This window comes from Pseudomonas sp. LBUM1663, from assembly GCF_059695905.1.
Window position 1 is genome coordinate 424,864 of the sequence record NZ_CP166792.1, and the last position, 23,375, is coordinate 448,238.

The 23,375-nt window shown below is 60.0% G+C and carries 23 protein-coding genes; 4 read left to right on the forward strand and 19 right to left on the reverse strand.

The window, feature by feature from the left end; translation table 11 throughout:
• Window position 1 precedes the first annotated feature (1 nt).
• Both ACA075_RS01960 and hemE read left to right on the forward strand, forming a co-directional pair.
• On the forward strand, window positions 2-1,420 hold the full coding sequence (locus tag ACA075_RS01960) for an FAD-dependent oxidoreductase (protein ID WP_497297059.1): 1,419 nt from the start codon (window positions 2-4) through the stop codon (window positions 1,418-1,420).
• 245 nt (window positions 1,421-1,665) lie between these two features.
• Entirely contained in the window at window positions 1,666-2,733 is a 1,068-nt protein-coding gene (gene hemE, locus ACA075_RS01965; protein WP_010464411.1) for a uroporphyrinogen decarboxylase, read from the forward strand.
• Between the two features lie 57 nt (window positions 2,734-2,790).
• On the opposite strand, the gene ACA075_RS01970 is transcribed toward hemE, so the two are convergent.
• The 3 genes from ACA075_RS01970 to ACA075_RS01980 form a co-directional block, all read right to left on the reverse strand.
• Window positions 2,791-3,432, reverse strand: coding sequence for a retron system putative HNH endonuclease (locus ACA075_RS01970; protein ID WP_497297060.1), 642 nt, complete (start codon window positions 3,430-3,432; stop codon window positions 2,791-2,793).
• Complete coding sequence (locus tag ACA075_RS01975) at window positions 3,429-4,694, reverse strand: AAA family ATPase (protein WP_497297061.1); 1,266 nt, start codon at window positions 4,692-4,694, stop codon at window positions 3,429-3,431. Before ACA075_RS01975 ends, ACA075_RS01970 begins: the two co-directional genes overlap by 4 nt.
• A gap of 78 nt (window positions 4,695-4,772) precedes the next feature.
• The gene (locus tag ACA075_RS01980) at window positions 4,773-6,002 is read right to left on the reverse strand and encodes an MFS transporter (RefSeq protein WP_497299185.1); all 1,230 of its coding nucleotides are present in this window, start codon (window positions 6,000-6,002) and stop codon (window positions 4,773-4,775) included.
• Window positions 6,003-6,168: 166 nt separating this feature from the next.
• Here ACA075_RS01980 and ACA075_RS01985 point away from each other — a divergent pair, with 166 nt between their 5' ends.
• Window positions 6,169-7,065 (forward strand): LysR family transcriptional regulator, encoded by an 897-nt coding sequence (locus ACA075_RS01985; RefSeq protein ID WP_497297062.1) that lies wholly within the window; start codon window positions 6,169-6,171, stop codon window positions 7,063-7,065.
• Window positions 7,066-7,221: 156 nt separating this feature from the next.
• The gene (locus tag ACA075_RS01990) at window positions 7,222-7,533 is read left to right on the forward strand and encodes a type II toxin-antitoxin system PemK/MazF family toxin (protein ID WP_497299186.1); all 312 of its coding nucleotides are present in this window, start codon (window positions 7,222-7,224) and stop codon (window positions 7,531-7,533) included.
• 216 nt (window positions 7,534-7,749) lie between these two features.
• Here the strand turns inward: ACA075_RS01990 and ACA075_RS01995 are convergent, their stop codons facing one another.
• The 16 genes from ACA075_RS01995 to ACA075_RS02070 form a co-directional block, all read right to left on the reverse strand.
• Window positions 7,750-8,571 carry a hypothetical protein gene (locus ACA075_RS01995; protein WP_497297063.1) on the reverse strand — a complete coding sequence of 274 codons (822 nt, stop codon included), beginning with the start codon at window positions 8,569-8,571 and terminating at the stop codon, window positions 7,750-7,752.
• A gap of 233 nt (window positions 8,572-8,804) precedes the next feature.
• On the reverse strand, window positions 8,805-9,503 hold the full coding sequence (queC, locus tag ACA075_RS02000; protein WP_497297064.1) for a 7-cyano-7-deazaguanine synthase QueC: 699 nt from the start codon (window positions 9,501-9,503) through the stop codon (window positions 8,805-8,807).
• A 255-nt stretch (window positions 9,504-9,758) separates the two neighbouring features.
• Window positions 9,759-10,205, reverse strand: a complete 447-nt coding sequence (locus ACA075_RS02005; RefSeq protein WP_497297065.1) for an excinuclease — start codon at window positions 10,203-10,205, stop codon at window positions 9,759-9,761.
• Window positions 10,206-10,234: 29 nt separating this feature from the next.
• Entirely contained in the window at window positions 10,235-11,461 is a 1,227-nt protein-coding gene (locus ACA075_RS02010; protein ID WP_497297066.1) for a beta-ketoacyl-ACP synthase, read from the reverse strand.
• Entirely contained in the window at window positions 11,461-12,189 is a 729-nt protein-coding gene (fabG, locus tag ACA075_RS02015) for a 3-oxoacyl-ACP reductase FabG (protein ID WP_497297067.1), read from the reverse strand. The genes ACA075_RS02010 and fabG overlap by 1 nt, the downstream gene beginning before the upstream one ends.
• On the reverse strand, window positions 12,182-12,646 hold the full coding sequence (locus ACA075_RS02020; RefSeq protein WP_497297068.1) for a hotdog family protein: 465 nt from the start codon (window positions 12,644-12,646) through the stop codon (window positions 12,182-12,184). Before ACA075_RS02020 ends, fabG begins: the two co-directional genes overlap by 8 nt.
• A complete protein-coding gene (locus tag ACA075_RS02025; protein WP_497297069.1) occupies window positions 12,643-13,839 on the reverse strand; it encodes a beta-ketoacyl-[acyl-carrier-protein] synthase family protein in 1,197 nt (398 codons plus the stop codon). The genes ACA075_RS02020 and ACA075_RS02025 overlap by 4 nt, the downstream gene beginning before the upstream one ends.
• On the reverse strand, window positions 13,836-14,318 hold the full coding sequence (locus ACA075_RS02030) for a hypothetical protein (RefSeq protein WP_497297071.1): 483 nt from the start codon (window positions 14,316-14,318) through the stop codon (window positions 13,836-13,838). Before ACA075_RS02030 ends, ACA075_RS02025 begins: the two co-directional genes overlap by 4 nt.
• Entirely contained in the window at window positions 14,315-15,562 is a 1,248-nt protein-coding gene (locus ACA075_RS02035) for an NAD(P)/FAD-dependent oxidoreductase (RefSeq protein WP_497297072.1), read from the reverse strand. The genes ACA075_RS02030 and ACA075_RS02035 overlap by 4 nt, the downstream gene beginning before the upstream one ends.
• Window positions 15,549-16,709 carry a cation:proton antiporter gene (locus ACA075_RS02040; RefSeq protein ID WP_497297073.1) on the reverse strand — a complete coding sequence of 387 codons (1,161 nt, stop codon included), beginning with the start codon at window positions 16,707-16,709 and terminating at the stop codon, window positions 15,549-15,551. The genes ACA075_RS02035 and ACA075_RS02040 overlap by 14 nt, the downstream gene beginning before the upstream one ends.
• Window positions 16,706-19,045 carry an MMPL family transporter gene (locus ACA075_RS02045; protein WP_497297074.1) on the reverse strand — a complete coding sequence of 780 codons (2,340 nt, stop codon included), beginning with the start codon at window positions 19,043-19,045 and terminating at the stop codon, window positions 16,706-16,708. The genes ACA075_RS02040 and ACA075_RS02045 overlap by 4 nt, the downstream gene beginning before the upstream one ends.
• The gene (locus ACA075_RS02050) at window positions 19,029-19,631 is read right to left on the reverse strand and encodes an outer membrane lipoprotein carrier protein LolA (protein ID WP_497297076.1); all 603 of its coding nucleotides are present in this window, start codon (window positions 19,629-19,631) and stop codon (window positions 19,029-19,031) included. Before ACA075_RS02050 ends, ACA075_RS02045 begins: the two co-directional genes overlap by 17 nt.
• Window positions 19,628-20,053 (reverse strand): acyl-CoA thioesterase, encoded by a 426-nt coding sequence (locus tag ACA075_RS02055; protein WP_403103193.1) that lies wholly within the window; start codon window positions 20,051-20,053, stop codon window positions 19,628-19,630. Before ACA075_RS02055 ends, ACA075_RS02050 begins: the two co-directional genes overlap by 4 nt.
• The gene (locus tag ACA075_RS02060; protein ID WP_497297077.1) at window positions 20,046-21,590 is read right to left on the reverse strand and encodes an HAL/PAL/TAL family ammonia-lyase; all 1,545 of its coding nucleotides are present in this window, start codon (window positions 21,588-21,590) and stop codon (window positions 20,046-20,048) included. Before ACA075_RS02060 ends, ACA075_RS02055 begins: the two co-directional genes overlap by 8 nt.
• Complete coding sequence (locus ACA075_RS02065; protein ID WP_497297078.1) at window positions 21,571-22,518, reverse strand: lysophospholipid acyltransferase family protein; 948 nt, start codon at window positions 22,516-22,518, stop codon at window positions 21,571-21,573. The genes ACA075_RS02060 and ACA075_RS02065 overlap by 20 nt, the downstream gene beginning before the upstream one ends.
• Window positions 22,515-23,249: a glycosyltransferase family 2 protein gene (locus ACA075_RS02070; protein ID WP_497297079.1), complete on the reverse strand. Its 735-nt coding sequence runs from the start codon at window positions 23,247-23,249 to the stop codon at window positions 22,515-22,517. Before ACA075_RS02070 ends, ACA075_RS02065 begins: the two co-directional genes overlap by 4 nt.
• Window positions 23,250-23,375 lie beyond the last annotated feature (126 nt).

Sequence of the window (23,375 nt, forward strand, 5' to 3'; positions counted from 1 at the left end):
AATGGCTGAACGTCTGAATAACGACTTCCAGTTCATCGACGTCGGGCGCAAAGATCCGAAGAAGAAACTGTTGCGTCAACGCAAGAAAGAGTTCGTGGAGATCTACGAACCCTTCAAACCCCAGCATTCGGCCGATCAGGCCCACCGCTGCCTGGGTTGTGGTAACCCGTATTGCGAATGGAAGTGCCCTGTGCACAACTTCATTCCGAACTGGCTGAAACTGGTGGCCGAGGGCAACATCCTCCAGGCCGCCGAACTGTCGCACCAGACCAACACCCTGCCGGAAGTCTGCGGTCGGGTGTGCCCGCAGGATCGTCTGTGCGAGGGTGCCTGCACCCTCAACGACGGCTTCGGCGCGGTGACCATCGGTTCGGTCGAGAAGTACATCACCGACACGGCGTTCGCCATGGGCTGGCGTCCGGACATGTCCAAGGTCATACCGACCGGCAAGCGTGTTGCAGTGATCGGCGCAGGCCCGGCCGGTTTGGGCTGTGCCGACGTGCTGGTACGCGGCGGCGTGACCCCGGTGGTGTTCGACAAGAACCCGGAAATCGGCGGTCTGCTGACCTTCGGCATCCCCGAGTTCAAGCTGGAAAAGACCGTGCTGAGCAATCGTCGCGAAGTCTTCACCGGCATGGGCATCGAGTTTCGCCTGAACACCGAAGTGGGCAAGGACGTGACCGTCGAGCAACTGCTCGAAGAATACGATGCCGTGTTCATGGGCATGGGCACCTACACCTACATGAAGGGCGGCTTTGCCGGTGAGGATCTGCCGGGCGTGCATGACGCGCTCGACTTCCTGATCGCCAACGTCAACCGCAACCTGGGCTTTGAAAAGTCGCCGGAAGATTTCGTCGACATGAAAGGCAAGAAGGTTGTGGTGCTGGGCGGCGGCGACACGGCGATGGACTGCAACCGTACGTCGATTCGCCAGGGCGCCAAGTCGGTGACCTGCGCTTATCGTCGTGACGAAGCGAACATGCCGGGCTCGCGCAAAGAGGTGAAGAACGCCAAGGAAGAAGGCGTGAAATTCCTCTACAACCGCCAGCCGATTGCCATCGTCGGTGAAGACCGCGTCGAAGGCGTGAAGGTGGTCGAGACCCGTCTCGGCGAACCGGACGCCCGTGGCCGTCGCAGTCCCGAGCCGATCCCGGGTTCCGAAGAGATCATCCCGGCCGACGCCGTGGTCATCGCTTTCGGTTTCCGCCCTAGCCCGGCGCCGTGGTTCGAGCAGTTCAGCATCCAGACCGACAGCCAAGGCCGCGTTGTGGCCCCGGAACAAGGTCAGTACAAGCATCAGACCAGCAACCCGAAAATCTTCGCCGGTGGCGACATGGTTCGCGGCTCTGACCTGGTGGTGACGGCGATCTTCGAAGGGCGTAATGCCGCTGAAGGGATCCTGGATTACCTGGGCGTCTAAACCCGACCTGACATGCAGTAACCCTGTGGGAGCTGGCCTGCCAGCGATAGCATCACCTCGGTCTGACTGACACACCGAGGTGGTCGCATCGCTGGCAGGCCAGCTCCCACATTGGTTTCCGGGTGTTGCTGAAATCTGCGTATTTATTGCGACAAATTGACCCGATAGACAAAAGGCTGACCTGCAACCGTGCCTTTTGCGTCGCGCTCTGAGAAAATGCCCGCACTTTTTTTCCGGATGCCGACATGACTGCCCTGAAGAACGACCGTTTCCTCCGCGCCCTGCTCAAGCAACCCGTAGACGTCACGCCGGTATGGATGATGCGTCAGGCCGGTCGCTACCTGCCGGAATACCGCGCCAGCCGTGCCAAGGCCGGTGACTTCATGAGCCTGTGCATGAACCCGGAGTTCGCTTGCGAAGTCACGATGCAGCCGCTCGACCGCTATCCACAACTGGACGCGGCGATCCTGTTCTCCGACATCCTCACCATCCCGGATGCCATGGGCCAGGGCCTGTACTTCGAAACCGGCGAAGGTCCACGCTTCAAGAAAGTCGTCAGCACGATGGCCGACATCGAAGCCCTGCCGATTCCTGATCCGCACAAAGACCTCGGCTACGTCATGGACGCGGTCAGCACCATCCGTCGCGAACTGAACGGCCGCGTGCCGCTGATCGGCTTCTCCGGCAGCCCATGGACCCTGGCCACTTACATGGTCGAAGGCGGCTCGTCGAAAGACTTCCGCAAGACCAAGGCCATGCTCTACGACAACCCGCAAGCCATGCACCTGCTGCTGGACAAGCTCGCGCAGTCGGTCACCAGCTACCTCAACGGCCAGATCATGGCTGGCGCGCAAGCGGTGCAGATCTTCGATACCTGGGGCGGCAACCTCTCGGCGGCGGCGTACCAGGAATTCTCCCTGGCCTACATGCGCAAAATCGTCAGCGGCCTGATCCGCGAACACGAAGGCCGCAAAGTGCCGGTGATCCTGTTCACCAAGAACGGCGGCCTGTGGCTGGAAAGCATCGCCGACGCTGGCGCTGACGCTTTGGGCCTGGACTGGACCTGCGACATCGGCGAAGCCCGCCGGCGCGTTGGCAACAAAGTCGCCCTGCAAGGCAACATGGACCCGACCGTGCTGTACGCCAAGCCAGAAGCCATTCGCACCGAAGTTGGCCGCATCCTCGCCAGCTACGGCAAGGGCAGCGGCCATGTGTTCAACCTCGGTCATGGCATCACGCCGGAAGTTGATCCGGAACATGCGGGTGCGTTCATGCGTGCGGTTCACGAGTTGTCGGCGCAATATCACGAGTGATCGTCACCCAATAAAAAACGCCCGGCTCATGCCGGGCGTTTTTGTTTGTGTTGGTTTTCAGCGGCCGAGGAGTTGTTCGGCGTAGCGGGCGATGATGTGGTCAAAGGCCTCATGTTGGCCGTTTCGCGGATGACGGTATCGCTGAATGATTGCTTCGAGTTCTTCTACGGAAAAGTCAGCCAAGAAGTCGTCATTGAAGATGCCCTCCAGCTTTTCTTTACGGCGATTGTTCAGAAAACTGATGTCGAGGGCGAGAATGTCGATCATGTCCTTGGCGGGCACATTCGAGTTCGAGCTTTCTATCTGACCAATCAGCGTGAATCTGAATCGGCTTTCGCAGTCTTCCTCCAGAGGAGATATGTGGGAGTGTTCGGAGAATTTGCTCCCTTTGCTGTGCCCGCAGTGGGCAGGTTTTGGCTCGTCAGTCTCGCCTTGGCAGGAGGCATGAAGGTTGGTGTATTCCAGATCCAGATGGCAAAAATGCTTTTGGGGACGGAAATGCTCTATATGGCTGGATTCCAGAGCGATTGTGTTTCCGCAGTAACAACACGCATAACCTTGCTCAAGGAGCAGGCTCTCGTGTAATGCTTGTTTTTCAGGGTTGCGAAGTACCGAATAAGACGGTGACCATTCTTCATTCGCTAACTCTTTCCACTGGGTAAATGAAGCAGGCTCAGTTCCTTTGATCACTCGCTTCATCGGCCAATAATCTCCTTGCGCCTGAGCAATGCTTCGGCTCTTAAGAACTCGGGTAGATCCGGAGCTTTTTTCTTAAGTGCCTGAAGCAATAATTTGGCTTTCTCAAGGTCGTTATCTTCCAGAGTGGAGAATAGCTCCGAGAGCAAAACTTCAATTTCCGGCTCGCGTTGGGCTACGTCCATAACCTCCTCAAGTACACGACTTGAGTCGAGGCCGTAGGTGACGCGAGGATGGGATGAGTTCCCATCATTCAGGACGATAACTTCTTCGGGTTTCAAGCTACCAATGATTTGCGGCGAGTGGCTGGCGGCGATGAATTGGACTTTGGGGAATGCCTTTCTCAACGCGGAAACGATATTGCGTTGCCAGGCTGGATGCAAGTGGATGTCCAGCTCGTCGATGATGACCACGCCTGAAGTGTTTTTCAGAACGTCCTTACCCATATGCGGATTGAGGATGCACATCCGGCGAGCAATATCGGTAAAGAGGGCAACCATTCCTCGCTGGCCATCGCTGAGACTACTGAAGGCTGCTTGTTTTCCGTTACCCATATCGACAAGCAAACTTGCCAGCTCAACGTCGTAATACAGTCCTCGGCAGCCAGGAAGTACCATTGCTAGAGCAGAATTTACTCGGGAGAGTTCATCGTCAATGTCACTCATTTGGACACCAGAACGAAAAGCTTTTTGCAATTGCTCTAGCGTTTTTCTGATAAGCCAGCTTTCGAAATCTTGCAGATTTGTTGCTGCATTAGACCAATTTTTATAACCATCAAGTCGCGAGAGTTTGAGCATCGCCGCTTGTTGGGTGGATGTGCCACTACTAACCCAACGGCGATCGGCACGATAGAAAGCCAAAAGCGGAAGGGCAGTGTTCCCTGCGAGGGCTGATGAATTGAAACTCTCCAGATAAGATGTTTCTAAGGGAACAAGCATGATCTCTGATGGTTGCTTTTTAATTCGACTCCATTCCATCGAATTAAATGCCTTGCCATTGCAGTTGAGTTGTAACGGATAAATTTTTTCAAAGCGACTACCATTCTCGTGCTTTGTAATGACAGTCCGCACATCGTCGTCATTCGTCGTCGCCATAAAGTGGCCAGTCGATCCGATGATGCCGCTAAAGCTGTACGCCACAGCATGCAACAACGAAGTCTTCCCGCTCCCATTGACCCCCACCACCAGATTGAAACCCGGCTGAAAGTCGAAAGTGGCATCTTCGTAGCAACGAAAATTCTGAATGTGGAGACGGTCCAGGCGCATTCTGGCTTCCCTTTACCAAGACTGACGAATGCCGTCAGTGTACCTTGGCTCGCGATTACCGCTAGGGTGCAGTTGTGGCTAAACCTGTGCAGTGCCCGGCAACGGCGGCAACTTCGCCAGCTTCAACGCCACCAGCAGCGCAATCACCAGCAACGCACCAATGAACAACCCGATCCCGTTCCACCCGCCCAAGTGCCAGAACACCCCGCCCGCTGTCCCCGCAATACTCGATCCGGCGTAATAGCTGAACAGGTACAGCGACGAAGCCTGCCCCTTGGCCTTTACCGCCCGCCGCCCGATCCAGCTGCTGGCCACGGAGTGCGCGCCAAAGAAGCCGAAGGTAAAGATCAACATGCCGATAATCACCAGCGGCAGCGGCGTGAACATCGTCAGCGCGAGACCTGCGAGCATCAGCACAATCGTCGCCCACAGCACTTTTCGCCGGCCCAGTTGGTCGGCCAAGGAGCCGATTTTCGCCGAGCTGTAGATGCCCGACAGGTACACCACCGACAGCAGGCCGACGAAGACCTGGTCCATGTGGTACGGGTCGGCCAGCAAGCGATAGCCGATGTAGTTGAACAGCGTGACAAACGCGCCCATCAGCACGAAAGCTTCTAGGAACAGCAGCGGCAGGCCAGCGTCGCGAAAGTGCATGGTGAAGCCATCAACCAGACTGCGCGGGTGCAGCGAGCGTGCGCGGAAGTTGCGTGATTCGGGGAGGATTTTACAGAACACCGTCGCCGCGATCAGCGCCAGACCGCCGATCACCAGCATCGCCGTGTGCCAACTGACAAAGTCGATCAACACGCCGGTGATCAAGCGACCGCTCATCCCGCCAATCGCGTTGCCACCGATGTACAAGCCCATCGCCAGGCCAATGTGCTGCGGGTGGATCTCTTCGCTCAGGTACGTCATGGCGACCGCCGCCAGACCGCTCAACGACAACCCGATCAACGCACGCATCACCAGCACGCCTTGCCAGCTAGGCATCATCGCGCTGGCCATGGTGCACAGCGCGGCGGCGAACAAAGCTGCCACCATCACTGGTTTGCGTCCGACCCGGTCGGAAATCGGGCCGGTGATCAGCAAGCCAATGGCGAGCATGCCGGTGGCCACCGACAGGATCAGGCTGCTCTGCGCCGCATTGATCGAATACTCGTGGGACAGCAGCGGCATCATCGGCTGTACGCAGTAGAGCAGGGCGAAGGTCGCAAAGCCGCCGGAGAACAGCGCCAGTACCGTGCGCATGAACATCGGCGTGCCTTTTTCGATGTAAATCTCTTTCAATTCAGCGACAACATCGTCCACCGCGGCAGGCGGAACTTCATGGGCAAGGGGGGCGACAGCAGTTTTCACTTCGGACCTCGGAGGGCGCAGCCGGTCAGGCAATGAAAAAAGCATATAGCTGCCTAATGATTCAATCCAATATATTGTTCGACCTGTTTGATAGGTTTAACGACCTAATGGAGTTTTCATGGAATTGCGACACCTGCGCTACTTCATCGCCGTCGCCGAAGAACTGCACTTCGGCCGCGCCGCTCAGGTGCTGGGCATCTCGCAACCGCCCCTGAGCCAGCAGATTCAGGCGCTGGAGCAAGAGGTGGGTGCGCGGTTGTTCGAGCGCACCAATCGTCGGGTCGAACTCAGCGAAGCCGGTCGGTTGTTTCTGGAAGAAGCGCGACTGGTGCTGGCGCAGGTCGACAAAGCCGCTGATGTGGCACGGCGTGCGCAGCTGGGTGAGTTGGGCGAACTGAAAATTGGCTTCACCTCGTCGGCGCCCTTTAACTCGACCATCCCCCAGGCAATTTTCTCGTTTCGCCAGCGCTTCCCGGCCGTGCATTTGAATCTGCGGGAGATGAGCAGCACCCAAGTGGCCGACGCGCTGGTCGATGAGTCGATTGAAGTCGGCATCATGCGACCGCTCGGGCTGCCGGATTCCCTCAGCGTCGTGGAGTTGATGCGTGAGCCGCTGGTGGCGGTACTCAGCTCCAAACATCCGCTAGTGAGCGACAGCGAAGAAGGTCTGTTCCTCTCGGCATTGGCCCTCGAACCGTTCGTCTTCTTCCCGCGCAGTTATGGCAGTGGTCTTTACGCCCAGTTGCTCAGCCTGGCGCGCGATGCCGGATTCAGTCCGCACTTCGCGCAAGAAGCGGGCGAGGCGATGACGATTATCGGGTTGGTGGCGGCGGGGCTGGGCGTGTCGGTGCTGCCGGCGTCTTATCAGCGGATGCGCATCGACGGCGTAGTGTATCGGCCGTTGCTCGATCCGGAAGCGGTGTCGGCCGTGTGGCTGGTGCAGCGCAAGGATCAGAAGTCGCCGATGGCCAAGGCGTTTGTGGAGTTGCTGACAAGGAAGGTTGAGGGGACTTGAGCACAGGACACTTCAAGTAGCCGATCCGGTTTAGTGATTCACCGGGTTGTTGAGCAAAATCGATTTTTTTCGATGAGTGCCATGGATGCCACTTCTATATCAACCTAGGGAGGCAGCGTATTGATTTGTGATTTCAGGGGGTATGAGATTCCCGAGATGATCAAGGTCAGGCCCGTTGTCGTGATACGCAAACACAGGACCAACAGCTTACTAGTGACAGTTGTGCCGCTCAGTACTACCGCTCCGGATCGCATACTTGATCACCATCTGGAACTTCAAAGTCATCTCCAGGGTGCCAGTCCAGTTTGCTGGGCGAAATGCGACATGGTTGCGACAGTAAGCCTCTCCAGGCTGGACCGGATCAAAAGTCGAGACCGTCAGGGGAAGCGTGTTTATGTTATTTCACAACTTGAAATAGATGAGTTTTACGCAATAAAAGTCGCGGTACGCAATGCTCTTGGCGTGTAATGGCATTGGAAGTGGCGCAGTCAGGCGAATGGCCAGTGGTTGCCTCTGTTTCCGTTTCACGCAATACTCCTCCCGTTCCCGAAAGGGGCTTGTGAGACTCTGAGGATCCTGGGCAACCAGCCATCGCAGAGCCAGACAGGTACAGGGCGATGACAAGCCGACCTGTTTGTGAAGGGGCGCCGAAAGGCGCCCTTTGTCGTTCTCAAGGCGCCTGCCTCAGTCAACCCGCACCAGATCCCCACGCAACGCCACCCCGGTCACGACGGCCTTGAGCGCTTCCAGCCCAGGTATTTCCTCGTCGTCACTGCACTGGTATTTCCCGCTGTCCTGGCTCAGGTTGCGTTTGTTGATGCCGGCGATGTTGATCACGGCATTGGCACCGGCCTTTTTGGCTTTGCTCTGCAAGGTCGCCAAGGTCGATTGCAACGCCCAGTAGCAGGCGTCTTCAGCGGATTTGTCTTCGTTGTCGTCGGCTCTTCGGCTGCTGCTCACCGCATTCAGCTTGCGCACTTGTGTCGGCAGCGCTTCTCCCGCCAGGTAGAACTTGACGCTGCCGTCCAGCAGGCCGACTTCGGTGGCGCGTTTCACGCCTTCCTGGAAGTCCTGATAGGTGGGCTCATAGGCACCTTGCGATGCGAAGACTTGGTCAGCGTCCGGGTCGGAGGCCAGCTGCTTGACCACATCGTCGCGCAGGTAGTTGATCCAGCGGTTGTAGGTGCCGTGGATCCTGCCGTCCTTGTAGTCCAGGCCGCGGCTGTCGCGGTAATCCATTTCGAACGAGGTGGAGGTGTAGGGGATGTCGATTTCGGCGTTGTGCCGGTCGCGCACGGTGATGGCCGCTTTGATCATGCCGGGGCGCGCCGACTGCACGATCCATTGGCGCTCAATCAGCGCGGTGACGATGGCGCGGCTCATCCGGTCGTCGCTCAGGCCCTTGTCGGCGGTAAAGTTTTCCTTGGCGGTGTACACCGGGCTGGTGCAGCCACTCAGTGCAACGGCCAGGGTGAATACTGCGCCGATGCGCTGAAACCGAGTCATTCCCTTCACTCCAGACGTTTTTTCAGATCAGTGCCAGCGACGGAAAATCAACGAGGTGTTGACGCCACCAAAAGCAAAATTGTTGTTCATCACGTGTTCGGTGCGCATTCTGCCCGAACGCGTCAGCGCGGGTCGACCTCAATGAGGTCGACCTGTTTTTTTACGCTGAGAGCTGCATTTGTAAAGGAGAGGGAGGTATATCCCCTTCCTCCCTCCCTCCTTTGCGATTTGAACTATTTCAAAAGCAGTTTTGCTTTCAAGCTCTTCATTACCGCTGATTTGTTTTCAAGAAACTCAGTCATCCCTTTTGTTCGAAGATTGCACGCGTCACAGTCGCCGCATCCACTGCCTTTTATTCCGTTATAGCAAGTCAGTGTGTGGTGCTGAATCAATTCAAATTTTCCGTGGTAGTCGGCCAAGGCCCACGTCTCAGCCTTGTTTAACCTCATAAGCGGAGTATCAATGCGTACTTTATAATCCATGCCCAGTTCGATGGAGCTGTTTAAGGATTTTACAAACGCATCACCACAATCAGGATACCCAGAACTCTCTGTCTCACAAACGCCTGTGATTACAGTTTCAGCGCGTATCTGGTACGCATAAATAGACGCCAAGGTTAAAAATAAAATATTTCTACCCGGTACGAAGGTGTTGGGTACATTTTCTTCGGAAGTGTTAGCGCTTGGAACAGGGATGTTATCGCGGGTCAAACTACTAATGGCCAGCTCGTTCAACAGTGAAGTGTCCAGCACCTTATGGGTCGACACTCCAAGCGCTTTCGAAAGCTGTTGAGCCACTTCAATTTCTGCACGGTGACGCTGGCCATAGTCAAACGTAATACAGTGAACTTCATCGTAGAGCGGCAACGCCTGGATCAAACAGGTTGTGGAGTCCTGTCCACCGCTGAAAACGATAACGGCCTTTTTAGTCATGGTTCGTTCTTCCTTGGGATTCCCCCGATGTGTCACGGGGGCATTGACCCTAGCGCGAAGCTCAAATTCTGGCTGCGGGACGTTTCCGAAATGAGGCGCTGAAATTTCGTATTTCATATTGTTGCTGGAGGGGGCGCAGAGCTTTGCTGGGGGACGCGGAGAGTCCCGGGCTGCATTCCCACCAGAGCGTGTGAACGATCAAAATGCGGGAACAAAAAAAGGCGCCTCGTAAGGCGCCCTTTATCGATTCTGGCGTTACTGAACCTTCGCCAAATCCCCTTTCAGCGCGACACCCGCCATGATCGCCCCAGCGTGGCATTCATAGGTCGTGGCGTCTTTGCGCTCGTTGCTCTTGTAGAAGCTGACAATGTTGGTCACCGCATTCGCGCCGGCGCTTTTCGCCGCCTGGTGCAGGCTGATGATTGCCGATTGCGCGACCCATTCGCAGGCCACGGCGTCGGTCTTGTTGAAGGCGTTGGTTTTCTTGTTGGTCACGGCGCCGGGGCTGACGACGGTGACGTTACCGGCCGGGGTGTTGCCGGCGAGGTAGAACTTCACGCTGCCGTCGATTTTGCCGGTGCGGGTGGCTTCGGCCACGGCCTTGTCGAACGGCAGGTACACCGGTGTGTCACGGGCCTGGCTGACGGCCGGGACGGCGCAGATCAGCAGGGTGGCGGCAGCGGCGAGTTTCTTGAAGTGCATGAAGGTCTCCTTGACCCTGATTAATTCGGTTACGACCAGCGACGGAAAATCAACGAGGTGTTGACGCCACCAAAAGCAAAATTGTTGTTCATCACGTACTCATTACTCATCTGGCGGAACTCGCCGCGCAGGTAGTCGAGCTTGCCGCAGTGCGGATCGACGTCGTCGAGGTTGAACGTGTGCACGTATAGGTCGCGGTTCATCATTTCGATGCTGAACCAGGACTCCAGCGCACCGCAGGCGCCCAGGGTGTGACCGAGGAAGCTCTTCTGCGAACTGATCGGCATGTGCTCGCCGAACAACGCGCTGGTCGCCAGTGTTTCGGCAATGTCGCCTTGTTCTGTCGCCGTGCCGTGACCATTGACGTAGCCGATGTCTGACGGCTGCAGCCCGGCGTCTTCCAGCGCCAGTTCCATCGCCCGGCGCATGGTGGCCTGCTCTGGACGGGTGGCGTGCTGGCCGTCAGCATTGCTGCCAAAGCCGACGAGTTCGGCGTGGATGTGCGCACCGCGAGCCAATGCGTGTTCGAGTTCTTCGAGCACTAGCATGCCGCCGCCTTCACCGATGACCAGGCCATCGCGGCCGCTGTCGTATGGACGTGGGGAAGTCTGCGGCGCATCGTTTTTCAGGCTGGTGGCGTAGAGCGCGTCGAAGACCATGGCTTCGGTCGGGCACAGCTCTTCAGCGCCGCCGGCGAGCATCAATGGCAAGCGACCAAACTTGACCGACTCGTAGGCGTAGCCGATGCCCTGGCTGCCGCTGGTGCAGGCGCTGGACGTCGGGATCAGCCGTCCGGTGAGGCCGAAGAAGATGCTGATATTCGCCGCGGTCGTGTGCGGCATCATCCGCACGTAGGAGTTGGCGTTCAGGCCCTCGGCGACCGAGTTGAGCAGCATGTTGCCGAACGCCTTGATCTCGTCGGTGCTGCCGGTGGAGGAGCCGCAGGCGACGCCCATGCGCCCGTCCTTGATGATCGGGTTACCCAACAGCCCGGCGTCGGCCAGTGCCTGCTCCGACGCGCCCACCGCCAGGCGAGAGACCCGGCCCATGCTGCGCAGCTGCTTGCGGGTCCAGTGGCTCGGGACCTTGAAGTCGTCGATGGGCCCGGCCAGGCGCGTGTTGAGCTCGGTGAACCGATCCCACTCGTCCATCCGGCGTATGCCGCTGCGGTTGGCCGCGAAGTTGCCGGCGATGGTGTCCCAGTCGCTGCCCAGTGAAGTGATGCCGGCCATGCCGGTGACGACGACGCGCTTCATCAACACAGGCCTCCGTTGACGGCCAGAACCTGCCGGGTGATGTACGACGCTTCCGCCGACATCAGGAAATTCACCGCGCCGGCCACCTCTTCCGGGGTGCCCATGCGTTGTGCGGGGATCATTTTCATCAGTTCTTCCACCGGCACGTTTTCGTCGAGCATGGCTGTGTCGATCAGGCCGGGTGCGACACAGTTAACGGTGATTTTGCGCTTGCCCAGTTCGATCGCCAACGCTTTCGCCGCGCCGATCAAACCGGCCTTGGAGGCGCTGTAGTTGACCTGGCCGCGGTTGCCGATCAACCCGGAAACCGACGTGATGCAGACAATCCGCCCGGCCGCGCGACGACGAATCATCGGCATCATCACCGGGTGCAGCACGTTGTAGAAACCGTCGAGGTTAGTGCGCATCACCACGTCCCAATCATCCTCGCTCAGCGCCGGAAAAGCACCGTCGCGCGTCAGGCCGGCGTTCAGCACCACGCCGTAATAGGCGCCGTGAGCTTCCACATCGGCTTCTAGGATGGCTTTGCAGCTGGGGCGGTCTGAGACATCAAATTGCAAAATTCGAGCATTGCGTCCCAGCGCCTGGATTTCGCCCTGAACGGCGATGGCGTCGGCCAGGCCGCTGCGGCAATGCAGCACGATGTCGTGCCCGGCCTGGGCCAGACGCAACGCAATAGCACGGCCGATGCCACGGCTGGAGCCGGTGACCAGTACGGATTCAGTCATGGCTGGCTCCTTGGGATTCATGAAGGTATTGAGCGGCCTGAGGCGGACGGAACACGTTCAGGCGGGCGGTGGCGTGAATGCCGGGGGCGTTGATGTGGCATTCGAACACGCCCATGCCGTTGTCGTCTTCCAGCGAGCGCAGCCCGTAGATGGTCAGCTCGGTGCCCGCCGGGAAGTGCTCCACGTTGCATTCGAATTTACGGGTGCCGAGCAGGAAACCCAGCTCCACCGCATCACCGCGCTGGCGCGCATGGCAACCGGCGTAGGCCGCGACACTCTGGGCCATCAGTTCGATACCGACCCACGCCGGCAGGCTGCCGTCGGGACGGTTGAACAGGCCCCCGGGCTTGACGGTGAGGCGGGTGTGAATCTGCTCGTCATCGAACGCCAGGATCTGATCAATGAGGATCATGTCGCCAGCGTGCGGCAGCAGCTCGGCGAGCGGCCAGTCAATCATGGGGCGTCTCCGATAATCAGGCTGACGTTGTTGCCACCGAAGGCAAAGGAATTGCTCATCAGGTAGCGAGGTGCAATGGACGTCAGGCGATGGTCCGGGGTCACCCACTGCAAGGCCGGCAAGTCGGGGTCGGGCTGACCGTCCCAGATGTGGGGCGGCAAGAGGCTTTCCCGATTGTCCGCGCTCAGGCTCAACCAGCAGAACGCCGCTTCCAGGGCGCCGGCCGCGCCGAGCGTATGACCGGTCATCGGCTTGGTGGAAGAGCAGGGCACGCCTTGCGCAAACAGGGCCGAGACTGCCAGGCTTTCCATCGCGTCGTTATGTTGGGTCGCGGTGCCGTGCAGGTTCAGGTAGCCGATTTGCCCGGGCTGCACATTCGCGCGGTTCAGGGCTTTGCTCATGGCTTGCAGGGCGCCCCGGCCGGTCGGTTCCGGCGCCGAGATGTGGTGCGCATCGGAACTGGCGCCGCTGCCGAGCAGGGCAATCGGTTGGCTGTCACCGGCCTTCTTGCTCATCAGAAACAGCACGGCGGCTTCGCCGATATTGATGCCGTTGCGGTTGACCGAAAACGGGTTGCAGCGCTGCTCGGAGACCGCTTCCAGGGCCGAAAAGCCGTTGAGGGTCAGTTTGCACAAACTGTCGACGCCGCCGCACAGCACGGCATCGCACATACCCAGATCCAGCAGGCGCTGGGCACTCATCAGCGCCCGGGCGCTGGAGGTGCAAGCAGTCGAGATCACATACGCCGGGCCGCTCAATTGCAGCCAGTCGGCGAGGAAATTTGCCGGCGCGCCGAGTTCCTGCTGCTGATAGTCGTAGTCGGCGGGGAATTCATGTTCGCGAATGTAATGGGCCAGGCCACGGCTGGCCTCATCGATGCCGGATGTGCTGGTGCCGAGGATCACGCCGATTCGATCGCGGCCGTAAGTCTGGATCGCTTGATCAATGTCATTGCGAATTTGCAGGGCGGCTTCCAGCAGCAATTGGTTGTTGCGGCTGCTTTGCTCGGCCAGTTCCGGCGGGATCGGCGCCAGTTCCCCACGCACCGCCGCCACTGGCAATGACCGCTCCGGCACCCAGCCGGATTCGCTGCGCATGCCGGAGCAATCGCCGGCAAACAAATTGCGGGCGACTTCCTGTTTGTCGCGACCCAGGGCGCAGATCACCCCGAGGGCATTCAGGTAGGCGGTCATGGCGTCTCCCCGCTCAAGGGCGTCACCAGGTACTTCGGACCTTTAGGCAGGATCAACTCAAATCTCAGTGGTTGCGAGTAATGCACGTCCCAGCGAGTGGGCAGGGAACGTTGCGAGCCATGTTGCCAGGCGTCGGGGTAGTTGCCCTGCAATTCGCCTTCCGGGGTCAGCGCGAACAGTAAGGCGGCGAACAACTCCCGGGCTTCCGGATTCGGCGGCAACAGGCCGTCGGCCTGCCACTGGCCATCGATCAGTTTCTGGCGTGCCTGCGGAATGCCCAGCAAGTCCATCATCGACCAGCGAATGCCGGGACCTTCGCGCGCAATCACCAACACCCAATCCTGACGCTGATCAGCCAGCAAGCGCTGGATGTGCAACTGCTGCGGCAACGGCAGGTTGTCGGTTTGCCCGGGCAGCGGCGCCTGGCTGGCGCAAGCGCTCAGCAGCAGGAGGCAGCCCAGAAGCAGGTAACGAATCATGTGACATCTCTTGCGCAAAGTTCCGACAGCACACGCAGACGACGCTTGGGTTCGCTGACGAACGGATTACGTTCGTCCCACGCATAACCGGCGAGGATCGCACTGATCATACGACGGATATCCGCTGAGCTGCCTGGATGGTAAATCACATCCTGGAAGGTCCCGGCGTACCAGCCTTCGACGTAGCAGCGGAACGTGTCGACGCCGCGCTTGAGCGGTGCAGCGAACTCGGTCTGCCAGTCGACGCTTTCACCCTGCAGTTGGCGATGCAAAACGCCGGCGGCCATGCTGGCCGAGCGCATGGCGATGGTCACGCCGGAGGAGAACACCGGGTCGAGGAATTCTGCGGCGTTGCCAAGCAGCGCAAAGCCAGGGCCGTGCAAGGTTTTGACGTTGGCCGAGTAGCCGCCGATGGTGCGGGCCGGCGTGTCCCACACTGCGTTTTTCAGGACGCCGGCCAGGCTTGGGGTTTCAGCGATGAAGCCGCGCAGGCAATCGTCCAGATTCTCCATGCGGCCTTCGAAGTGTTCGGCGGCCGCGACCACGCCCACCGAGCAGCGACCGTTGCTGAACGGAATGGTCCAGAACCAGATGTCGCGATGGGTCGGATGGGTGGTGATGAGGATCTTTTCGCGCTCGAAGGTCGGGCTGTCGATATGGTCTTCGACGTGGGTGAACACCGCCTGGCGCACCGGGAAATTCGACGGTGCTTCAAGGTCCAGCAGACGTGGCAACACGCGACCGTAGCCGCTGGCATCGAGCACAAAATCAGCTTCGACACGGTACTGGCTGCCATCCTCGCGCAGCACGTCGAGCTGCGGTTTCGGCAGGTCGAAATCGGCGCTGACAATGGCTTCGCCATAACGAACGTCGACGCCTTGCAGCGCAGCCTGATCGGCCAGCAGTTTGTCGAAATCGGCGCGCTGGACCTGGAAGGTAGTCGGCTTGCCGTTGCTGAACGTATCGCCGAAATCAAAGGCGCTGTAGTGCTCGCCCCAGGCGAACGCGGCGCCGTTTTTCATCTGGAACCCGGCGGCGTTCACGGCCTCGAGCATGCCGGCTTCTTCGACGAAATCCAGGCAGTGCGACAACAGGCTTTCACCGATGGAAAACCGTGGGAAGTGCTGGCGTTCGATCATCAGCACGTCGTGGCCTTTGCGCTTGAGCAGCGCGGCGGCAATGGCGCCCGAAGGACCCGCGCCAATGACAACAACCTGGCGACGTTCCATTTCAACTGTTGGCACGGGGGCTCCTTGCCGGGGCGGCGATATTCAAAGGGGTTTGGTGCATGCCGGCGAGTGCCGGCAGCAGTGTGGCGATCAGGCCCATCACCATCAGCGCGAAGTACAGCGCCGGGCTGATGAGCTGTTGTTGCAGCAGCAGGTTGAGAAAGACGATCTCGCTCAAGCCGCGAATATTCAAAAGCAGGCTTTCGCGCCAACGACTGGCACCTTCAAACGAAGCGCCGGCCCAGCCGAGGCCGAGCCAGTTACCCAGCAGTTTGCTGGCAATCGGCAACAGCAGCAGCGCCACCAACTGCACCCAGCCAAGACTGGCCATGGCGGCGTGGACGTTGATCTGCACGATGCCGAAGGTGAGGATCAGCGGGATGGCAATCCATGTCTGGAGCCGGTTCATCCAGATCGCCGGCAACGGCAACACCAGCGGCACTTTCAGCGCGGCCATGCACAGCAGATAACCGATGCCGAAAATCAGTGCATTGAGCTTGAAGTGTTCGGCGACCACCAGCAACGCAAAGAAGCAGCCGCTGTGCAATAACGGTTGGCGCAAACCCAGCAAACGCAGAAGCGCCGGAAGGCAGGCGCCGGCCAGCGGCAGCAGCAGACTGGTCAGGTGCAGACTGCCCTGGGCGAAGCCGAACAGCGTCCAGCACGTCAGGTCGATGAGGATCGCGGTTTGCACCAGCCGCCGGGTTGCGGCGGGCGGGTAATTGATGTGTCGCAGGTAGAGGTACAACACCGGGATCGCGGTGATGGCGAACACCAGGCCCACTGCCAATGAACTGATCCACGGCTGCGCGGGTAACAACCAGACTGCAGTCGCCAGACCGCAGGCAAATGGAATGCAAAAACTCGGCAGGGCGATTTTCAGGCTCTGGCGATCCAGCCGCAGGTCGATCACATCGCTGAGGATGTTTCCCAGCAACAAGGCAAAACCGAGGCTGTAGAGGTTTTTCAGCCACACCGGCGAGATCAGTTCGGCGCCACTGAGTTGCCAGCCCGGTTCGATCCAGAAGTACATCAGCAGCGGCAGGCCGAAGGTCGCCAGCAGCAACTGGCTGACGATCGGGATCAGGCCAAAGTGTCGACCCACACGGGTGGCCACGGCGAACATCGTCAGGGCCATCAGCCAAAACAAGGCGATCATCATGTTGCAGGCTCCACGACGGCAGCGGCATGCACTTGGCGTCCGGCCCACGGCGCCAGGATGAAACTGAACGCCAGGCCGAGGCTCACCGACAGGCCGAAGTTGCTCACCGCCGGCGTGCTGGACACCGCCAGCAGACCGAATGACAGCCATGTGGTGACCGCCGCCAGCAAGGTGCCCAGCAGGCTCACGGCGGCGCCGCCGACCTGTTCGCGCATGAGGATCGCGTAATCGACGCTGATCGCCGTGACCAGCAGCAGGCCGAACAGGCTGAACAGGGTCAGCGGTTGGCCCATCCAGCCAAGGCTGGCCAGGCTGCACAAGGCGGCGAGCAACGGCAGCGAGACGATGCGCAACGCACCACCGAAGCCAAACGGCAGGATCAGTACCAGCACGATCAGCACGCAGGAGGCGAGTTTCAATTCAGCGGCGCTGATCTGAGTTGCAGCGAAAACATTGTTCAATTCACCGAGGCGATCTACCAATTCGACGCCCGGCAAATCCAGCGCCTGGACGCGCAACAGCGAAGGGTTGTTCAGGCCTTGCAGACTGACCATCGCCGCCACGCCGTCATCGGTCGGCCCCAGCCACAGGGCGCGATAGGGTTCAGCCAACGGGCCGACCAGTGCTGCGTCGATGTCTTCGGTGGGCAGCGCCTGCAATTTCACAAGCTCCGCTTGCAGTGCTTCTGCCGGCACGCCGAGGTCGAGTAACGGTTGCCAGAACTGCGGCAACTTGCTCAACGCTTCGCGCACTTTGCGCTGCTCGCTCGGTTGGCTGACCAGTTGATTGAGCGACAAGTAACCCTGGAGTTTTTCCAGGTTGACCAACTGGTCCAGACGCTCGCTCAGTGCGGTTTGGCGTTCGAGCAGTTCCTGTTGATTGGCCGCGCGCACCAGGAAGAACTGGCTGGTCGGCTGAAAGCCGGTGATGCGCGCAATGGCCTGGGCTTCGTCGGTCAATTGCTGCGGTGCGCCGATCCACTGGCGGATATCGTTTTTGCTGTCGAGTCGCAACAGACCGCCGGCGCAGAAGGCAATCAGCAGTGCCAGTAACACTGGCGTACTGACGTGTTTGAGCAGCGCTTCGCGCAGGTTCAGCAAACACTCGCAGATACGCAGCGGCCAATGTGCCGGTCGCAGGTTAACGCCCTTGAGAAGCGCTGGCAGCAGGCACACGGCGGACAAGTAGGCGCCGAGCAGGCCGGCGGCGGAGAACACGGCAATCTGGGTCAGGGCCGGGAACGGCGTCCAGGCCAGGGCCAGGTAGCCGATGCAACTGGTGATCAGGCTCAGCGTCAGGCCCGGCAGGGTCAGGCGTAATGCCGGCCAGCTGTTCCAGGGTTTCAGGCTCCAGCTTTTCGACAGGTAATGCAGCGGGTAATCGACGGCCACGCCGATCAGGCTCGAGCCCAGCACCAACGTCATCACGTGCATGTGACCGAACAGCGCCACGCAGGCCACGCCGCCGAACAGCATGCCCACCAGCACGGGAACGAAAGCGAGCAAGACACGCCAGCGCCGGAAGGCCAGCAACAGCAACAACAGAATGCCGACGGTGGCACCGCCACCGACCCATGTCATTTCACGGGTGGCCTGTTGCTGACCGTTAGCCGCGTACAACAGACCGCTGGCAGCGAGCAATTGCACATCGGCCTGGGCGGCTTCTTTGCGGCTCTGTTCGAGCAGGTCGGCCACTTGCAGCGGCAGGCTCATGTCGAAGGCATCGCCCGCGGTTTTTGCCCGCAGCAACACCCAACTCTTGCCGTCGGCATCGGCGACCAGCGCTCCGCTGCCGATGTCCAGTTGCACGGCGCCGTGTTGTGGCTGGCTGTTCTGGATGCGCCCGGTCAGGCCCAGCCAGTCATCCTGGCTCGGCACCAGGCTGAAACCAGTGAACGGGTCGAACAGTGCTTGCACGCGCTGCTGGATAAAGGCGTCGGGATGTTCGATCAGCTGCTGCCGGTCCATCGCCGAGAGCATCGACAGTCGGCCTTGCAGCAATTGGGTGCGCAACGCCGGCAAGTCGGCTTGCAGGTTCCACTGAACCTTCTCGAACAAACCGCTGGCTTGCCATTGCTCGCCGAGTTTCTGCGCCATGGCGATGGCTTGCGGGCGATCTTTATGGCCGACCAGCACCAGCATTTCGCGGTTCAACGGTTCTTGCATGCGTTGTTCGGCGCGCTGTTCCAGCGCGTCCGGCGCCGTACCCGGCACCAGTTCCATCAGGTTGGCCGACAAAGGTGCGCCGTCGCGCCATTGCCAACCGGCGAGCGCGAGCACCGCCAGCAGCAGGATCAAAAACAGCCATGGAAGTCTGCGTTCACTCGGCAAAGTCATGTTGCTCCGCGTCGCTCAACGGTTGGGTGCTGGTGCTGTCCTGCATACGCAAAAGGGTGCTGTCGCCCTGGGTTTCCAGCAGTTCGATGCTGTGCACCAATTCGCTGCCGGTGATGTTGATCTGGTTGAACACTTGTTTGAGCAGCAACGAGCGTGGGATCAGCGTCAGTTTCCAGTTCTGCGCATCGCCGCTCAGGGACAGTTCGAAGTCCCGTTGCAACCCGCTGCTGTCGCCTTGCAGCACGGCGAGGAACAAGCGGTTCTGCTCGGCGCCGGCGCTCTTGCCCGGGAGCATTTGCCAGCCGCTGGCGTCGCGACGGGCGATGCCTTTGTTGGTGATGCGGTAATCCTGTTGCAGCGGGGTTTTCAACAACCAGAGCAAACCGTGGTTTTTAGCGAGGACGAAAGTGCCCTTGCTGGTCAGCGGCTTGGGCAATGCTCGCAGGTGTTTTTCCTGGATGAAGTTGCCGTGGATCACATCGGGCTTGGCCAGTTGATCGCTCAGCTGCTGCAAATCGAAGGCGTAAGCAATCGATGACAATCCGAGCAGCGCCAACGCAGCGAGGTATTTGAAAAACGGGTTCATGCCAGCATCCTTTCAACGGCATCGGTGAAGATCTTCGGTGAGGCCAGCTGCATTTCACGGCTGCTCATGTCGACGGCCACCTGTACGGAACTGGCGCGGGTCAAACGCTCACCGGTTTGCAGATCGCTGATCAGATAGTTGATCTTCAAACGGTTCTCCCACTCCACCAGATTGGCCCGCACGTTCAGCTTTTGACCGAACACGGCGCCGCGCACATAGCGCAGTTGCAGGTCGATCACCGGCCAGGCGTAACCCGACTCGACCATGGCGGTGTAGTTGTGGCCAATCTTGTCCAGCAGCGCACAACGGGCGACTTCCAGGTATTTGACGTAATGGCCGTGCCAGACCACGTTCATGGTGTCGACGTCAAAGAACGGCACGAGGATTTCCGTATCGGTGTGAAGCACTCCCTTGCTACGCATGCAGCCTCCAGTGTTGCTCGGCGATACGTTTCAGGCACAGGCGCAATTCGCCTTCCAGCGCACGGTCTTCGATGACCGGCGGGAAGTCCTTGGTCAGCTCTTCATGCATGGCTGCCAACGCTGGCGGCAACGGCCGCGCATCCTCGGCCTTGCTGCGCAGCCACACGCCCTGGTTGGCGGCGAGTAACGTGGCGGCGGCGACCTGTTCTGTCAGCTCCAGCACACGAATCGCATCACGGGCGGCGATGGTGCCCATGCTCACCTTGTCCTGGTTGTGGCACTCGGTGGAGCGCGAGAAGACGCTGGCGGGCATGGTGTTTTTCAGCGCTTCGGCGGTCCAGGCACTGGTGCCGATCTGCACGGCTTTGAAGCCGTGATTGAGCATCGCGCGGTCAGCTGTGGCGCCGGACAGGTTGCTCGGCAGGCCATGGTTGTAACGCTCATCCACCAGCAGCGCGAGTTGCCGATCCAGCAGATCGGCAACGTTGGCCACCAGGTTTTTCAGGCTGTCCATGGCGAATGCAATATGGCCGCCGTAGAAGTGCCCGCCGTGCAGCACGCGTTCGGCTTCGGCGTCGATAATCGGGTTGTCGTTGGCGCTGTTGAGCTCGATCTCGATGAACGAACGCAGCCAGTTCAGGCTGTCGGCCAGGACGCCGAGGACATGCGGCGCGCAGCGCAAGGAGTAGCGGTCTTGCAGGCGATGCAGCGGTGCGGTTGGCGCATCGATGGCCAAATCCTTGCGCAACCACGCGGCGACTTGCATCTGCCCCGGATGCGGTTTGGCGGCGAACAGACGTTCGTCGAAGTGTTCCGGGTTGCCTTGCAGCGCGACCACGTTCAGCGCGGTGATACGGGTGGCCAGTTGCAGCAGGTAATCGGCGCGGGCGTAGGCCAGGCAGGCGAGGCCGGTCATCACGGCGGTGCCATTCATCAGCGCCAACGCTTCTTTCGGGCGTAGCACCAGCGGTGTCCAGCCAAGTTCGCGATGGACATCGGCGGCTTGTCGGCGCTCACCACGGAATATCACTTCGCGCTCGCCGGACAAGGTTGCGGCGACGTAGGACAACGGCGTCAGATCACCGCTGGCGCCCACCGACCCTTCTTCCGGGATCAGCGGCAGGATGTCGTGTTCAAGGAAGGCTTGCAGGCGTTCCAGCAACTCCACGCGCACCCCGGATACGCCGTGGCACAACGACTGCAAGCGCGCCGCGAGTACCGCACGCGTGGCCTGGGCGTCGAGCAGTTTGCCCAGTCCGCAGCCGTGGAACGTGTACAGATGACGGGGCAGCGCCTCAACGTGATGGAGCGGCACCGCGACCACGCACGAGTCGCCGTAACCGGTGGTCACGCCATAGATCACGCCTTCCTTGTCCAGCAGGGAATCGAGGAATCGCGCGCCCTTGGCGATGCGCTCGCGGTACGCAGGATCATCCTGCAACTGCGTTGGAACCTGACGGTTGGCCACGGCCAGCACGTCTTCGATGCGCAAAGGGAGTTCGCCGAAGGTTACCGGCTCAAGCGTTGGCGTCGTCATCGGTCTTCCAGAAAGGGTAAAAGTTGAACCATTGTTGGGGCGCTTCGAGGCAATAGTGACCCAGGCGTTCGGCGTAGCGGGAAGCCCACTGATGAATGACGTGTTCGCGGTCACTGCGTTTCCACACCACCGCCTCGGTAAACGGCTCGAGGGTCACTCGGTATTGGCCCGTCGGTTTCTTCAGGCACATCAACAGATGGATCGGGCATTTCAGCAAGCCGGCCAGCAGCCACGGCCCCTGGGGGAACGCGGCCTGATGACCGAGGAAGTCCACGGTCACGCTGCGCCCGCCATGCAGCGGCACGCGGTCGCCGGCAATCGCCAGCCACTCGCCACGCTCCAGGCGTTCATGCAGTTGCAGCATGATCACCGGGTCCAGCTCACTGACCTGAATCAACCGCAAATTGGTCGCGCCGGCCTCACCCAGCAATCGGTTGAACTGCTCGGCGTGCTTGGTGTGCACCAGCACGTTCATCGTGACCTTCTCACCGATCTCCGCCAGTGCGCGGCAGACTTCGAGATTGCCCAGGTGTGCGCCCACCAGCATCTGCCCGCGAGTGCCACGCAGCTGACTGCGCAGCAGTGCAGGGTCGACGATTTCGATGTGTTCGATGCTCAACTTGCCGTTCCATACGTCGAGTTTGTCGAGCATCGAATCGGCGAAGGCCATGAACTGGCTGAACACTCGCCAGTGGGTCGGACGCAATTGCGGGCGTGCGCTCCAGTCCGCGAGGCGTTGCTGGTATTGCCAGGCACTGCGGCGGGCGCTGCGGCCGAACAGGAAAAAGTATAGGACGATGCCGTACAGCAGCGGACTCAGCAGCCGCCGGCCCAGCACTTTCGCGCCAAACGCGGTGAGTTTCATCAGCCAGAAACTGCCGCGCTCCTGGCGGTCTGCCCAGTGCTGTTTGTCTGTGTTGCTGCTCATGCTCGCCACCGTCGCCAGAGGATCACCGGGGCCCGCAGCAACATGCCGAAGAACAGCCGGGTGTGCATGCTCGAAATCAGCACATTGTCGTGGAACATACGGAAATGCGAGACACCGTCCAGCGGGTAATGGACCTTGGTCGGCAGCCACTGCATCGGCTGATTGCGCCAGGCCAGGCGCACGAGGATGTCCGAGTCGAAGTCCATGCGCTTGCCGATCCTCGCCGAGTCGATCAACGCCAGGGTCGGTGGCAATGGGTAGACGCGGAAACCGCACATGGAATCGCGGATCTGCAATGAAAGCGTGTTGATCCAGACCATGACGTGCGTCAGGTAGCGGGCGTAAAGCCGTCCTTTCGGCACGCTGGCGTCGTATTGTGGATAACCGCAGATCACCGCGTTGGGATGTGCGCGTGATTGTGCGATGAAGGTCGCAACATCCTGCAGGTCGTGCTGGCCGTCGGCGTCCACTTGCAGAGCGTGGCTGAAACCCAGGCGCGAGGCTTCGCGCAGGCCGGTCATGACCGCACCGCCCTTGCCCTGGTTGGCGGCGAGGCGGATCAGATTGACCATTTCACGCTGGGCCAGTTGGTCGAGCACTCTGGCGCAGGATGGATCGCTGGCATCGTCCACTAGAATGCATGGCAGGCCACGGGCGATCAGCGCGTCGACCACCGTGGTGATCGCGGTTTCGTGGTTGTAGACCGGGATGATTGCGCAGGGGTTATGCATGTTTCGAAACCTCCCCTGAACTGTGGCGAGGGAGCTTGCTCCCGCCGGGCTGCGGAGCAGACCCGATACCATTCGGCGCAGATTTCATGGCGAGCGCTACGCACTCGAGCGGGAGCAAGCTCCCTC

Excerpts from the sequence above, each read along its gene's own strand:
- ACA075_RS02005 (WP_497297065.1), bottom strand. The coding sequence starts at position 10,205 with ATGCACTTCAAGAAACTCGCCGCTGCCGCCACCCTGCTGATCTGCGCC.
- ACA075_RS01970 (WP_497297060.1), bottom strand. The coding sequence starts at position 3,432 with ATGAAGCGAGTGATCAAAGGAACTGAGCCTGCTTCATTTACCCAGTGG.
- ACA075_RS02055 (WP_403103193.1), bottom strand. The coding sequence starts at position 20,053 with ATGCGTAGCAAGGGAGTGCTTCACACCGATACGGAAATCCTCGTGCCG.
- ACA075_RS02010 (WP_497297066.1), bottom strand. The coding sequence starts at position 11,461 with ATGAAGCGCGTCGTCGTCACCGGCATGGCCGGCATCACTTCACTGGGC.
- ACA075_RS02070 (WP_497297079.1), bottom strand. The coding sequence starts at position 23,249 with ATGCATAACCCCTGCGCAATCATCCCGGTCTACAACCACGAAACCGCG.
- ACA075_RS02050 (WP_497297076.1), bottom strand. The coding sequence starts at position 19,631 with ATGAACCCGTTTTTCAAATACCTCGCTGCGTTGGCGCTGCTCGGATTG.
- ACA075_RS02060 (WP_497297077.1), bottom strand. The coding sequence starts at position 21,590 with ATGACGACGCCAACGCTTGAGCCGGTAACCTTCGGCGAACTCCCTTTG.
- ACA075_RS01990 (WP_497299186.1), top strand. The coding sequence starts at position 7,222 with ATGATCAAGGTCAGGCCCGTTGTCGTGATACGCAAACACAGGACCAAC.
- ACA075_RS01975 (WP_497297061.1), bottom strand. The coding sequence starts at position 4,694 with ATGCGCCTGGACCGTCTCCACATTCAGAATTTTCGTTGCTACGAAGAT.
- ACA075_RS01960 (WP_497297059.1), top strand. The coding sequence starts at position 2 with ATGGCTGAACGTCTGAATAACGACTTCCAGTTCATCGACGTCGGGCGC.
- ACA075_RS01995 (WP_497297063.1), bottom strand. The coding sequence starts at position 8,571 with ATGACTCGGTTTCAGCGCATCGGCGCAGTATTCACCCTGGCCGTTGCA.
- queC (WP_497297064.1), bottom strand. The coding sequence starts at position 9,503 with ATGACTAAAAAGGCCGTTATCGTTTTCAGCGGTGGACAGGACTCCACA.
- hemE (WP_010464411.1), top strand. The coding sequence starts at position 1,666 with ATGACTGCCCTGAAGAACGACCGTTTCCTCCGCGCCCTGCTCAAGCAA.
- ACA075_RS01985 (WP_497297062.1), top strand. The coding sequence starts at position 6,169 with ATGGAATTGCGACACCTGCGCTACTTCATCGCCGTCGCCGAAGAACTG.
- ACA075_RS02030 (WP_497297071.1), bottom strand. The coding sequence starts at position 14,318 with ATGATTCGTTACCTGCTTCTGGGCTGCCTCCTGCTGCTGAGCGCTTGC.
- ACA075_RS02045 (WP_497297074.1), bottom strand. The coding sequence starts at position 19,045 with ATGACTTTGCCGAGTGAACGCAGACTTCCATGGCTGTTTTTGATCCTG.
- ACA075_RS02040 (WP_497297073.1), bottom strand. The coding sequence starts at position 16,709 with ATGATGATCGCCTTGTTTTGGCTGATGGCCCTGACGATGTTCGCCGTG.
- ACA075_RS02020 (WP_497297068.1), bottom strand. The coding sequence starts at position 12,646 with ATGATTGACTGGCCGCTCGCCGAGCTGCTGCCGCACGCTGGCGACATG.
- ACA075_RS02065 (WP_497297078.1), bottom strand. The coding sequence starts at position 22,518 with ATGAGCAGCAACACAGACAAACAGCACTGGGCAGACCGCCAGGAGCGC.
- ACA075_RS02025 (WP_497297069.1), bottom strand. The coding sequence starts at position 13,839 with ATGACCGCCTACCTGAATGCCCTCGGGGTGATCTGCGCCCTGGGTCGC.
- fabG (WP_497297067.1), bottom strand. The coding sequence starts at position 12,189 with ATGACTGAATCCGTACTGGTCACCGGCTCCAGCCGTGGCATCGGCCGT.